Genomic DNA, 12,637 nt, shown 5'->3' on the forward strand with positions numbered 1-12,637 from the left:
AGCAAAGGGGCAAATATACAAAGTTATCTTCTTCTTTATGTTTTTTAATTTGAAGTAAGTTGTTTTATAAAATATGAATGTATCTCTCGCAAAGAGACCCGAAGGCGCAAAGTTTTGATCAAAAAATAACCATATAAGTATATAAGATGGTTTAAGTTTTTTACTTAATTGGACTTATATACTTATATGGTTTAATAAACTTTGTAGCGTTGCGAGATTATTTTACTGGCTTTTAAAATAAAACTTAATTTATTTTAATATCTATATACAAAAGCATTAACATTCATTCCGGCACCAACCGAAGCAAAGATAACAACATCGCCTTTGTTGATTTCGTGATTTTCAATTTTTCCCTGAATTAACAGGTCGTATAAAGTGGGTACGGTTGCCACACTGCTGTTACCCAAATCATGAATGCTCATGGGCATGATGTCTTTTGGCGGAGTTTTTCCGTATAATTTATAGAAACGGTCGATAATAGCTTCGTCCATTTTTTCGTTTGCCTGATGAATAAGGATTTTTTTAACCTCATCGATGGCAATGCCGCTTTTATCCAGACAGTCTTTCATGGCATTCGGTACATTGCTCAATGCAAATTCGTAAATTTTACGCCCATACATTTTGATGTATTTTACGTCTGGATCTAAATCAGGATTGTATGATTTTCCGAAGAAAAGGAAGTTTGCTTCATCATTTGCAAAAGTAGCACTTTCATAAGATAATAAGCCGGCTTCGTCAGTGGAGGCTTCTAAAATGGATGCTCCCGCACCATCAGAATAAATCATCGAATCACGGTCGTGATCATCAACAACTCTTGAAAGGGTTTCTGCGCCAATAACCAAAACCCTTTTTGCCATTCCGGATTTGATAAACGCATTGGCCTGCAATACGCCTTCAATCCAGCCCGGACACCCAAAAAGGATATCGTAAGCAACACATTTTGGATTTTTGATATCCAGTTTGTTTTTAACACGGGTTGCCAGACTCGGAATCATATCTGACTGAATTGTTCCGGATTTTACATCGCCAAAGTTGTGCGCAAAAATGATATAATCTAATGTTTCTTTGTCGATGTTAGCATTTGCAATTGCTTTTTCGGCTGCAAAAAAGGCTAAATCTGAAGTGATATGCTGGTCTTCGGCATAGCGGCGGTTTTGTATTCCGGTAATGCCTTTAAATTTTTTTATTACTGTTTCGTTAGGATACCCAAAAGGAGTTCCGTCTTCATTTAAAAAAATATGTTTGTCAAAATCGGTATTCTTAACTTCTTTTTGCGGAATGTAACTTCCGATACCTATAATCTTTATTTTCATTGGATCCTTTTTCCTGTAAATTCAGGGCTAATTTATAAATAAATATATTATCACGAGGATAAAAATTAGTATGCATGCATATAATTATGAAATAGTGATTTTTTAAGTGATAAAATGATTATTTTTTAATGATTTTTTAATTTGACAGAGATTTCAAACGATTGAAATAAATGCTGGAGTTTAAAAAAAAATATGTTTCAAGTTTCAGGTTTCAGGTTTCACGTTGTGAAGGATAACTTGAAACCTGAAACCAATTTTAAAAAAAACAAACCCGACAGTATTTTCAACGTGTCGGGTTCGTATATATTGTGAGAAACTAATTTTAGTTTTCCATATAAGCTTCAATAGGAGCACAGCTGCAAACTAAGTTTCTGTCACCGTATGCATCGTCAACACGACGAACGGATGGCCAGAATTTATTTTCAGCAATATACTCTAACGGATAAGCTGCTTTTTCTCTGGTGTATGGAAAATCCCAACTATCGGCAGTTAACATTGCTAAAGTATGCGGAGCATTTTTCAATACGTTGTTTTTATCGTCAGCCGTAGCAGTTTCAATTTCTTTTCTGATTGCAATAAGTGCATCACAGAAGCGGTCTAATTCAGCCAAATCTTCAGATTCAGTTGGTTCAATCATAAGTGTTCCAGCAACAGGGAAAGAAACTGTCGGTGCGTGGAAACCGTAATCCATTAAACGTTTTGCGATATCACCAACTTCGATTCCGTTTTCTTTGAATGAACGACAATCTAAAATCATTTCGTGAGCTGCTCTTCCGCATTCTCCGGTATAAAGAATTGGATAGTGTCCTTCGAAACGGGATTTCATATAGTTAGCATTCAAAATAGCATGTTCTGTAGCGCTTTTTAATCCTTCAGCACCCATCATGGTAATGTAGCCGTAAGAGATTAAACATACTAAAGCTGATCCGTAAGGTGCAGATGAAATAGCTGTAATGGCTTGTTCACCGCCTACATTTAGGATTGGGTTTGTTGGCAAGAAAGGAACTAATTTTTCGTTCACACAAATTGGCCCAACACCTGGTCCACCGCCACCGTGAGGAATAGCGAAAGTTTTGTGTAAGTTTAAGTGACAAACGTCAGCACCAATAGTAGCAGGATTTGTTAAACCTACCTGAGCATTCATGTTGGCACCGTCCATGTAAACCAATCCACCGTTTTCGTGGATTAATTTTGTAATATCGATGATAGTAGACTCGTAAACTCCGTGAGTAGAAGGATACGTTACCATTAAACAAGACAAATCGTCTTTGTGTTCAATCGCTTTTTCTCTTAAATCTTCAACGTCGATGTTTCCTTCAGGAGTAGTTTTGGTAACGATAATTTTCATTCCGGCCATAGCTGCAGAAGCCGGGTTGGTTCCGTGTGCAGATGAAGGAATCAAACATACATTACGGTGACCTTCGCCACGGGAAATATGATACGCACGAATAGCCATTAAACCGGCATATTCTCCCTGAGCTCCGGAGTTTGGCTGCAAAGTTGTTCCGGCAAATCCGGTAATTACATTTAATTGCTCCTCTAATTTTTTAAGCATTGTGATGTAACCTTCTGCTTGTTCAACTGGTGCAAAAGGGTGAATGCTGTTCCAGTTTGGCATTGATAAAGGCAACATTTCAGAAGCTGCGTTTAATTTCATCGTACAAGAACCTAATGAAATCATGGAGTGATTCAATGACAAATCCTTACGCTCTAATTTTTTGATGTAACGCATCAACTGACTTTCTGAATGATGATTGTTGAAAACATCATGTGTTAAGAAAGAAGATGTTCTTTCTAATGAAGCTGGTAATTGATTTGCCTCAGTTAATTCAGATACTGTTAAAGTTTCTTTTCCTAAAGCCTCAGCAAAAATTGCAATGATTTGATTGATATCGCTAATTGAAGTTGTTTCGTTTAATGAAATTGAAATCGTATCAGCATCAACATAGAAGAAGTTTACTTCGTTTTTCTCAGCAACAGCTTTTACTTTTTGAGCATCTGCTTTTACTAAAATAGTATCAAAGTAAGCGGTGTTCGTTTGGTAAACTCCTAATTTATTTAAAGCTTCAGCAGTAGTAACCGCAGAGGCGTGAACTTTGTTTGCAATGTATTTTAAACCTTTTGGTCCGTGGTAAACGGCGTACATACCAGCCATAACAGCTAATAAAACCTGAGCTGTACAAATATTTGAAGTCGCTTTTTCACGTTTGATGTGCTGTTCACGAGTTCCTAGCGCCATACGTAAAGCGCGATTTCCATTTGTATCAACAGAAACTCCAATGATACGACCCGGCATAGATCTTTTGTATTCATCTTTAGTTGCAAAAAATGCTGCGTGAGGTCCGCCATATCCCATTGGTACACCAAAACGCTGAGTAGTTCCTACCACAACAGCAGCTCCCATTTCTCCCGGAGAAGTTAAAGTAGCTAAGGATAAGATATCTGCAGCAACAGCAACTTTTATTTCGTTTGCTGCAGCTTTAGCGATAAAGGCAGTGTAATCGTTTACTTGTCCGTATTTTCCAGGGTATTGAAGAATTGCACCGAAGAATTCGTTAGAGAAATCAAATGTTTCATGGTTTCCAACAACCAATTCAATTCCAACCGGAGTTGAACGGGTTTGTAATACTGATAATGTTTGCGGTAAGATTTCTTCTGAAACGAAGAATTTGTTTACGTTGTTTTTCTTTTGATCGCGGGTACGAACGTCAAACAATAACGCCATTGCTTCGGCAGCAGCCGTTCCTTCGTCAAGAAGAGATGCATTTGCAATTTCCATTCCAGTCAATTCGATAACCGTAGTCTGGAAGTTTAAGATTGCTTCTAAACGTCCCTGAGCAATTTCTGCCTGATAAGGTGTGTAAGCAGTGTACCAGCCCGGATTTTCAAAGATATTTCTTTGAATTGGAGCAGGTACAATGGTTGGGTGGTATCCTAAACCTATATATGATTTGAAAACTTTATTTTTTTTGCCTAATTCCATGATATGAGCAGCATACTCATATTCGGTCATTGCCGGATCAAGGACTAAATCATTTTTTAAACGAATTCCATCTGGAAATGTTTCATAAAGTAACTGGTCCATGTCTGTAACACCAATTGTTTTGAACATGTGTTCAAGGTCATTTTCTCCTGTTCCAATGTGTCTTAAAGCAAAAGCATCTGTTTTCATTTGTAACGATCTAATTTTTTAATGAGAATGTAATTTGCAGGTATATTTCGGATTTAATCTTATTTTATACAGGTTTATTACATTTTATAGTAAATGTGTTGTTTTTTTGTGGCGCAAAATTAAGTATTATTAATAATTTAATGGGTATTTTTAACTTCAATTTTTATGAAATTTACAACTAAAGAGTTGATTTGTTACCAATTGATTAGATTTGAGGAATGAAACTATTAAAACAGATATTTGATTTTTACTTAAACAGCAGTATTCACGTGGCTTTATCCTGTTATGCTTTGGTACGGATTACGTTTCATGTGTTTCATATACAGTATGATGAACCCATGGCATTGTTTGTGTTTTTCGGAACAATTGTAGGATATAATTTCGTAAAATATGATGCACTGGTTCGGGTTAAGAAAAATCCAATTGGTATTCAGCTGAAAATTATTGCTGTTTTAAGTTTTGTTTCGTTGATTTTGGTGGGTTATTATTTCTTCCATTTAAAGCGGATTACTCAAATTGTTTCGGTGGGAATATTTGCCATTACGGCACTTTATACACTTCCATTTTTTCCAAACAGAAAGAACGCCAGAAACTGGGCAGGTGTAAAAATCTATATTGTGGCGCTTTGCTGGGTAGGGGCTACGCTGGTTTTACCTTTAATAAATGCAGAACTTCCTTCTACTCTTGATTTTTTTATTAAATGTTTACAGCGATTTGTTTTGGTTTTTGTATTGATTTTGGTTTTTGAAATCATTGATTTAGCCAATGACGACCCGCATTTGCAGACCGTTCCGCAAACTATAGGTGTAAAACGTACTAAATATTTAGGTTTTTTATTGCTGGTTCCTTTTTGGAGTTTAGAAGTTTTGATCTCCACATTCAATTATCATGATGCTGTCATTAATCTTATAATGGTTGTTATGTTAATGTTGTTTATTGCATTTGCTAATCCCAATCGTTCTAAATATTATACTTCTTTCTGGGTCGAAAGTGTGCCGATTCTTTGGTGGCTGATGATTGTGTTTTTGTAATACATATTTATTTTGCAGTATCATTTTGTAGATATTGTCCAATAATACCTAATTTTTTAGTCTTTCTAAAACGGGTTAATCTCCAATACAGCCTTTTTTTTCTCTCTCATAACTAAGAATTTCCTTCTTGTATCATTTTTCTCATGTTTTTTTATTGTCTGATATAATTTTGAATCAGAAATAAAAAGCTAGCAATATTTATTTTTAATTCTTTCGTATTGATTTTCAGTGTGTTTGTAGGTCTACTTCCTGAAAATTTAGTTGAAACAGCAAAATAAAAAAGTGGAGCAGAACCCACTTAAAAAAAACGAACTGTTTCGCACAGTAAAAAGCGAAGGCAAATCCTGAAAAGCCTTACGAGTAGGGAAATAAATAAATCAAATCATGAGTCAAGCTTCTTCAGCAGCCTCAGCGGCACAGATCGATATTCTTGTTGTAATAGACACAGAGTATATTAAGAATACTTTTTCTAAAAATTCAGATCCTAATAATCCGGTAGGAATAGACCATAACAGTCAATACATGATAGCTTACAGCCCAAGAGGGATTGTTTCTGGTCAGGGTACAGCAGATTTAAGTTTTAGAGCAAACACAGGAGATTATGTTTCTTTTAGAGGAACATCAATTCAGCAAAATTCGGATGATTCTGTAATTCTTTACGGAATTAAATACTGGAGCGGAGACAAAGTCTTTAATACATTTATAACTGACATCGTTACGCGAAACAGAGCTGTACAGCCAAATCCAGATCAGCCAAATGGTATTCCGCCAGTTGCAACAGTTCAAAATTTCACCAGCTATGATTCTAGAATAGCAAGAGGAGGAACAGAGAATTTTTATGTATATATCGCTGTTTATACTCTTGCCGATGATGGACAAACACAAGAATTATATGGATATTACTATTGGGATCCACAAGTTGTTGTCCCATCTTAATTATTAATTAAATAAGCTTTCAAAAAACACGAACCCTAATTCAGTTCGTGTTTTTTTAATTCTAAAAACAATTAAAAATGGCTACTTCTACTCCTGTTATTCAAAAAAAATCATGTCAAATTTTGATTGTTGTTGATACTGCAGCAATTAAAAGTAAAAATTATGATATTGATGGTGAGAAACCAATCAAAATAAAAAAGGCAGAGTGGTTTCTAATTTATCAAAAGACAAATATCCATACAGTTACAGACTCTTTGCATTCGGTTTCTATTGATTCCAAAAAAAATAACAACATCATGATTTTTGGAATTTCTATTGATGGAGGCTCCTCGGATGCTATTATTCTAAATCAAATTAAAAACTACAATTCAAAAAAAAACATTCTTTCATTTGAACCAATTTGTGTGTCCGAAAATGTGGTTTCAAATACTGTAAATGATGAAGGTGAGTTGTTTTTAACGAATGTTGAACAAAATTTCATCTGGTTTGAGTCTGTAATTTTTCATCCGGGAAAAATTAAGGTTAAAATATACTTCTCTCTATACTATTTAAGTTCAGATGGCAACCAACAAGATTTATATGGTCACTTTTGGTTTCCTTTAGAGATTAAGCTTTATTGATATTTTAAAATTAGCATCAATAATTAAAACCTCTTTTTTGAATTGGACAATGTTAGATAACTTTTTAATTAATGGATGTCATGCACAAAATACATTTGTTTGACAGGACACTTTTAATCAAAATTGATGCAGGAATTAAAATGAATTAATGTAAAAAATAACTCCATGTCAATTTTCATCTCTTTCGTGACTAACAATTTCTTTCTCGTGACATTTCTTTACTAAGTTCTATAAATCTAATATAGTTTTGGGATAGAATAATAAGAGCTACTTCTTTGAAAATCTTAGGAATAGAAATAAAAAGTGGAGCAGATCCCACTGAAAAAAACGAGGCGGTTCTGAAAAGCCTTATGAGTAAGAAGAAATGTAAATTTAAAAGTTATGGCAGATTTATTAGCAGGTGCTTATTTAGCAAAAGGCACAATTGGAAATGTAGGTACACCAGGTGCGCCAGTTGCAACATTTAGTTTAGTAGTAGTACCATCTCAGCATTCTGTAACAGGAACAGTAGTAATTACTCAGGCGGTAAATGGTCCTGATAGTCATATTGTTGTTCAGGTAAAAGGAAGAATATATTCTACAGGATTTGGAAATTACACTCAGGTTGTGAGTCTTCAGGGACAATATGTACAATCTTTTCCGCCACCGGCAATTGGTGCTTTTTTAGCAGATTTTAATGCTCATTTGGCGATCGATAATGCATGGAACGGGATAGGAGGTTTCTCTTACTACCAACATCAAATTGAAAATGTACCGGTTGCAGCGGCGAAAAATTTACAAGAACAGTTAGTATAATTTGCTTTCCGAATAATATTTTATTTAAGGGTAGGAAGAATAAAATTGTTGACCAATTGAATTTTACTTTAAAGATCGCCTGCTTTTGGCGATCTTTTTATTTAGATCTTATTTTTATAATTCAAAAAAAATGAAAAAAAAATATTTAATTATTGGGTTATTATCTGCAATAACAGGTGCTGGGGCTTACTATTTTTATAACCAAAATGAAGGAGCTGAAGAAAATGGAAGCACCGCTAAATACACTAGTATTTCATCAGATACATGTAATTGCGAAACCAGCTGGTTTCCGCATGATCAGACACCTGCTCCGAAAGAAGGTGACGGAAGCCCTTTTGATAGTGAGAGCACGACAAATTGTGATTTTCATCAATGGTCTTGGCAAAAGTTTTTATGGCTTACCAAACCTTTACCAAACGGAAATCCATTGTTTTTAGATTCCCTGAACATCGTTTCTCCTGAGATGGAAAATGTTGCTCCGCAGCTGGGATTAAAATTAGCCCTGAGTTCTATTAAACAGGCAGGACCTGAAGGAATTTTGGTTTCTAATCCTAAGTATAACAATGTTGCTGATACGGTATATTATTCCATTCACATCAATAATTTATTTAAGGATAAAGCTGTCGAAATGGCTAATCTGATTCATACCGGCAAATTACCGTATTCAAATCTAGAAACATTTCCGGTTGGTGCACTGGAATTAAAAGTTTCATGGATCGATATAAATGCAATTCAGAAGGAAAAACAGGCCGATTATTTTACGACGAAAGCGGCAGTTCAGAACAAAAAAGGACAATATGTGGCAAAAACTATGGCCTTGTTAGGGATGCACGTTGTGGGGGTTGTAAAAAATCATCCTGAATTTATCTGGGCAACTTTTGAACATAAAGAACTGGCTCCGGTTTACGACCTGAAAAATAATTCGGTTACTTCTGCAAATGAAATGCTGTTTTATGAAAAAGGTACAACCTCCGGGATACAAAGTATTAAATGGAAAAATGGCCAGCCTTTAGTTCCAAACAAAGCTTTTATTCTTTACGAATACGGAATTCCAAAAGATCTGGACTCCGGTTCTTATATGGCGACAAGTCAGGCTGAACCGGCTAATTTTAATAATATTACCAACATTAATACATGTGTGGCATCTAATCTGAAAGATGTTTTTAAGAATTATTTTTATAACGGTTCTATCTGGCTAAATTTTGATGGAATGTCTTCTGAAAATCAGGCCAAGGCAATCGTGACCAGAAATATATCCAGTGCATTGCCTGATTCGCTGGCAAGAGGCTCTGTTAATCTCGCTAATATCACAATGGAAACTTATACACAAACGTTTACCAAAGATATACACGACATCAAAAACACCAATTTAGTAAGCTGTTTTACCTGTCATCAATCCAGTAATTTTGATAAAACAGCGGGAGGGAAATCTCCTTTGTACTTGAGTCATGTTTTTGAGTCTTACCTGTACACGACCAAGCCGAAGCCAAGTGCTAAAAATGCTGGCGATACTAAGCTGAGACGTATTGAAGAAACAAGAGCTTTGAAATTAAAACAGTTTGAAGAGTTTGTTCGTGCTAAACAATAATAACCGCTAACAGATTATGCTTTTTTGGGGGAAAGTTAATTCGTTTTGAGGGGATTAAGGTTGTTGTTTAAAAATGTAATTATCTGTTTTCGCTTATTTTTTTCAGAATTTCATTTCTCATAGAAAGAAAGTTAGTCAGGTGATTTTTTAAAAACAAGGTATCGAATAATTTTCCGATAATGCCAAACGGAGTTTCATATTGCAGTTGATCTGTCATTATGGTAACTCCGTTTTTTTCTTCAAAAAAATGCTCATGTCTGAAAGATTTGAATTTTCCTTCTTCCATTTCATCCACAAAATAATCGTAGAAATTCATTGCAGTGATTCGGCTTTTATGAGTTAGATAAAATCCGAAATGTTTACCGCGCCAGGTTACGGTTTCGTTTAAACTGATTAAACCTGAAGTTACACCGTCAATTGCTTTTTCTTTTGAAGGGCTGCAGATTGCTGGTGAATATCTATATTTCGTGATACATCAAAAACAGTTTTTAATGGAGCGTTTATTTTTGTGATGAGATGAATGGTTGTCATTAATTTATGTTTTTTTGCGCAAACTTGTCATTCCGAGGAACGAGGAATCTCCGTTAGAAGCTCTACAAAGATTGAGGATTTTGATTGCGGAGATTCCTCGTTCCTCGGAATGACAATATTGTGTGAATTGGGGGAGTAAGAAGTTCTTTACTGCAATAAATTTTTAAAAGCTTCATCAATATCTCCAAACTTAAATTGAAACCCATTTTCCAAAAGCCTTTTGGGAATCACATTTCTACTTTTTAAAACCAGTTCTGCTTCTGTTCGAATAAAGAAAGACCCAATTTTCAGTAAAAATTTACTCATCGGAATACCAAAAGGAAAATCAACTGCTTTTCTAAGTTTCTGCATAAAATCTGCATTTCGAATGGGTTTGGGAGCAACGATATTGATAACGCCTGTGAGTTCTTTTTGAATGATTAAATCAACTGCATTTACAAAATCCTCTTCGTGAATCCAGCTCACAAACTGATTACCAATTCCCTGTTTTCCTCCAAAACCAATTTTCGCCAAAGTTTTTAGCGGAATAAAAGCACCTCCGTTTTTCCCTAAAACGATAGAAGTTCGCAAAGCGGTTTTTAATGTATTTGGCGTTTCAGTTTTAAAGAATGCTTTTTCCCATGAAAGTGCCACATTAATAGAAAAATCGTTTCCGATCTCGCCATCAGTTTCATCCATTTGTTTGTCTAATGAAAAACGATAAATGGTTGCGGTTGAAGAATTCAGCCAGTGTTTCGGTGGGTTTTGGCAATTTAAAACTGCCTTGTTCAGGATTTTGGTACTTTGAATACGGGATAATAAAATCTCTTTTTTATTCTTTTCTGTATAGCGGCAATCGACAGATTTACCCGCCATATTGATTAAGACAGCAGCGTTTTCAAGTTCTTTTTCCCAGCCGGAGAAAGTTCTGGCATTCCAGTTTACATATTTAATTCCGTCAATTGTTTTGGAGTTTCCTCTGGTCAGAATTACGATTTCTTCAAATTGATCTTTAAAATGATTTACCAAAACCTGTCCTAAAAAACCGGTTCCGGCTGCGATAATGAGTTTTTTCATCATTAGAAATTTAAAATTAAAAACAGGGCAATAATTCTATAGAGAACCCAGGTGTAAGATAGATAAAATGGAAGTTTTAAAATTTTAATTCTTCTAAAATGTTCCAAAAACATAATGAATACCGTTACTCCAAACCATCCTGAAATTATCATTTGCGGAAGTTGAATAAATAGACTCAAAATTAAAACCGGACTTAAAATTAAAGATCCCAACAAAGAAACCGTCATTAAATTCCCCGCATAATTGAGAATCGTTTTCCTGTCAAATTTGAAAAGAAACCAACTTTGGAAAACAATTTGTCCAAATGCCAAAATCAATTCTCTTGTAATGGTGCTTTTCGGAAAATTCAAAATCAAATTAGAATATCCAAATAATATAAAAGTTGTTGCTGTTAATGCAAATCCGATAAACAGAAATCTGTATTTATAATTGAAATCAGGGATGCATTGCAGTTTGTTTTCTTCTTTTATCTTTCCCGGAATAATTACTTTCCGGTTGTAAGAAACAAAAGAATACAGTTTTTTAAGAATGAAATGAATAGGTTTTCGGGTTGCAATTTTTTCAATTAAAGGGAAAGAAAAACCAACAACTTTAATTAAACTGTCAACTCCATAAACTACTGTTTGTGCTTTATTGTCAATCAAAGCAATTTCGTTTGGAGCACGTTTTAAGTCTACAAAATTTTGCTCCTCTTCAGATAATTGACAATAAGATTTTCTTCCGTTTTGATCCAACATTCCGCTTTTTACAAACCCGGTTGTGTACAAATTGCAAAGCGGGCAATCTTCGTCATAAAGTAAGGTTTGGTTTTCGAGCGTTTTCATGAGATAAATGTTTAAGCTTTATAAACCAGTTTTTCTTCTTCCTGAGCTTCTTTTGCTTTTCTTTTTCCTCTAAAAAAGAAATACAAATTAAAGAACAACATAATTCCCAGATAAATAGAAAATCCTCCAATTTTATAGCTTAATCTTTCAATCAATTCCTGATAACTATTTTCGCTGATGTTCATTTGAAGAATCATAAGGGCAAAACCAATATTTAAAAGGTAAAAACCGGTTTCAAAAAGTCTGTTCGTTGCATCGGCTATATCTTCACGGCCTTTAAAAATATCCAGCATAAAGATTTTGCCGTTTTTGAAAAGTGTTTTAGAAACATAATAAGTAAGGAATAATGCAATTGGTAAATAAATACTGTAACCGATTAAGATTTTTGTAGTTTCCATAATAGTTGATTTTAGTTGTTATTTAATGAGTTTGTGAATGTATTTTGAAATAATTATAATGTTGAGGTAATGCAATACTGATATAATAAAAATAATGACAGCTGTTTTGAAGCAAATAATTTCGGTTAATTGTGTGAGCGATATTATTTTTTGCCAGGAAATCAATGTCATTGCACAATAACCAATATTTAAAAGGTAATAGCCCAAAAGCAAAACCTGATTGATTTTTTGACAGATATCAGCATGATTTGGAATTAGTTCTGCGACATAAATGTTTCCGTTTTTATAGCAGATTTTTCCAACTTTCAGAATAATAAAAATTGTAATGCTGAGGTAAATAAAATACCCGATGATGTTGAGGTTCATAATTGTT

Annotated in this window: 13 protein-coding genes; 5 read left to right on the forward strand and 8 right to left on the reverse strand. The window is 34.5% G+C overall.

Annotated elements, in window-relative coordinates:
• Positions 1-254 precede the first annotated feature (254 nt).
• The gene (locus FLV_RS03110; RefSeq protein WP_243230668.1) at positions 255-1,313 is read right to left on the reverse strand and encodes a 3-oxoacyl-ACP synthase III family protein; all 1,059 of its coding nucleotides are present in this window, start codon (positions 1,311-1,313) and stop codon (positions 255-257) included.
• A 322-nt stretch (positions 1,314-1,635) separates the two neighbouring features.
• Entirely contained in the window at positions 1,636-4,485 is a 2,850-nt protein-coding gene (gcvP, locus tag FLV_RS03115; RefSeq protein WP_243230669.1) for an aminomethyl-transferring glycine dehydrogenase, read from the reverse strand.
• Positions 4,486-4,703: 218 nt separating this feature from the next.
• Between gcvP and FLV_RS03120 the strand changes: the two genes are divergently transcribed.
• The 5 genes from FLV_RS03120 (at position 4,704) to FLV_RS03140 (ending at position 9,455) form a co-directional block, all read left to right on the forward strand.
• Complete coding sequence (locus FLV_RS03120) at positions 4,704-5,516, forward strand: hypothetical protein (protein ID WP_243230671.1); 813 nt, start codon at positions 4,704-4,706, stop codon at positions 5,514-5,516.
• 384 nt (positions 5,517-5,900) lie between these two features.
• Positions 5,901-6,452: an inclusion body family protein gene (locus FLV_RS03125; RefSeq protein WP_243230674.1), complete on the forward strand. Its 552-nt coding sequence runs from the start codon at positions 5,901-5,903 to the stop codon at positions 6,450-6,452.
• Between the two features lie 77 nt (positions 6,453-6,529).
• Positions 6,530-7,072 carry an AidA/PixA family protein gene (locus FLV_RS03130; RefSeq protein ID WP_243230677.1) on the forward strand — a complete coding sequence of 181 codons (543 nt, stop codon included), beginning with the start codon at positions 6,530-6,532 and terminating at the stop codon, positions 7,070-7,072.
• Positions 7,073-7,453: 381 nt separating this feature from the next.
• On the forward strand, positions 7,454-7,867 hold the full coding sequence (locus tag FLV_RS03135; protein ID WP_243230679.1) for a DUF1842 domain-containing protein: 414 nt from the start codon (positions 7,454-7,456) through the stop codon (positions 7,865-7,867).
• Between the two features lie 130 nt (positions 7,868-7,997).
• The gene (locus FLV_RS03140) at positions 7,998-9,455 is read left to right on the forward strand and encodes a hypothetical protein (protein WP_243230680.1); all 1,458 of its coding nucleotides are present in this window, start codon (positions 7,998-8,000) and stop codon (positions 9,453-9,455) included.
• 79 nt (positions 9,456-9,534) lie between these two features.
• On the opposite strand, the gene FLV_RS19995 is transcribed toward FLV_RS03140, so the two are convergent.
• The 6 genes from FLV_RS19995 to FLV_RS03165 form a co-directional block, all read right to left on the reverse strand.
• A complete protein-coding gene (locus FLV_RS19995) occupies positions 9,535-9,771 on the reverse strand; it encodes a hypothetical protein (RefSeq protein WP_317235663.1) in 237 nt (78 codons plus the stop codon).
• 89 nt (positions 9,772-9,860) lie between these two features.
• On the reverse strand, positions 9,861-9,986 hold the full coding sequence (locus FLV_RS20000) for a hypothetical protein (protein ID WP_317235664.1): 126 nt from the start codon (positions 9,984-9,986) through the stop codon (positions 9,861-9,863).
• A 147-nt stretch (positions 9,987-10,133) separates the two neighbouring features.
• Entirely contained in the window at positions 10,134-11,042 is a 909-nt protein-coding gene (locus FLV_RS03150; protein ID WP_243230681.1) for a TIGR01777 family oxidoreductase, read from the reverse strand.
• 2 nt (positions 11,043-11,044) lie between these two features.
• Positions 11,045-11,866, reverse strand: coding sequence for a hypothetical protein (locus tag FLV_RS03155; protein WP_243230682.1), 822 nt, complete (start codon positions 11,864-11,866; stop codon positions 11,045-11,047).
• Positions 11,867-11,877: 11 nt separating this feature from the next.
• Positions 11,878-12,264, reverse strand: coding sequence for a hypothetical protein (locus FLV_RS03160; protein ID WP_243230683.1), 387 nt, complete (start codon positions 12,262-12,264; stop codon positions 11,878-11,880).
• A gap of 18 nt (positions 12,265-12,282) precedes the next feature.
• Complete coding sequence (locus tag FLV_RS03165; protein ID WP_243230684.1) at positions 12,283-12,630, reverse strand: hypothetical protein; 348 nt, start codon at positions 12,628-12,630, stop codon at positions 12,283-12,285.
• Between the last annotated feature and the right edge of the window lie 7 nt (positions 12,631-12,637).

Origin of the sequence: Flavobacterium pectinovorum (assembly GCF_022802975.1) — a bacterium.
In the GTDB taxonomy this organism is placed as follows: Bacteria; Bacteroidota; Bacteroidia; order Flavobacteriales; family Flavobacteriaceae; genus Flavobacterium; species Flavobacterium pectinovorum_B.

Excerpts from the sequence above, each read along its gene's own strand:
- FLV_RS03110 (WP_243230668.1), bottom strand. The coding sequence starts at position 1,313 with ATGAAAATAAAGATTATAGGTATCGGAAGTTACATTCCGCAAAAAGAA.
- gcvP (WP_243230669.1), bottom strand. The coding sequence starts at position 4,485 with ATGAAAACAGATGCTTTTGCTTTAAGACACATTGGAACAGGAGAAAAT.
- FLV_RS03120 (WP_243230671.1), top strand. The coding sequence starts at position 4,704 with ATGAAACTATTAAAACAGATATTTGATTTTTACTTAAACAGCAGTATT.
- FLV_RS03125 (WP_243230674.1), top strand. The coding sequence starts at position 5,901 with ATGAGTCAAGCTTCTTCAGCAGCCTCAGCGGCACAGATCGATATTCTT.
- FLV_RS03130 (WP_243230677.1), top strand. The coding sequence starts at position 6,530 with ATGGCTACTTCTACTCCTGTTATTCAAAAAAAATCATGTCAAATTTTG.
- FLV_RS03135 (WP_243230679.1), top strand. The coding sequence starts at position 7,454 with ATGGCAGATTTATTAGCAGGTGCTTATTTAGCAAAAGGCACAATTGGA.
- FLV_RS03140 (WP_243230680.1), top strand. The coding sequence starts at position 7,998 with ATGAAAAAAAAATATTTAATTATTGGGTTATTATCTGCAATAACAGGT.
- FLV_RS19995 (WP_317235663.1), bottom strand. The coding sequence starts at position 9,771 with ATGAATTTCTACGATTATTTTGTGGATGAAATGGAAGAAGGAAAATTC.
- FLV_RS20000 (WP_317235664.1), bottom strand. The coding sequence starts at position 9,986 with ATGACAACCATTCATCTCATCACAAAAATAAACGCTCCATTAAAAACT.
- FLV_RS03150 (WP_243230681.1), bottom strand. The coding sequence starts at position 11,042 with ATGAAAAAACTCATTATCGCAGCCGGAACCGGTTTTTTAGGACAGGTT.
- FLV_RS03155 (WP_243230682.1), bottom strand. The coding sequence starts at position 11,866 with ATGAAAACGCTCGAAAACCAAACCTTACTTTATGACGAAGATTGCCCG.
- FLV_RS03160 (WP_243230683.1), bottom strand. The coding sequence starts at position 12,264 with ATGGAAACTACAAAAATCTTAATCGGTTACAGTATTTATTTACCAATT.
- FLV_RS03165 (WP_243230684.1), bottom strand. The coding sequence starts at position 12,630 with ATGAACCTCAACATCATCGGGTATTTTATTTACCTCAGCATTACAATT.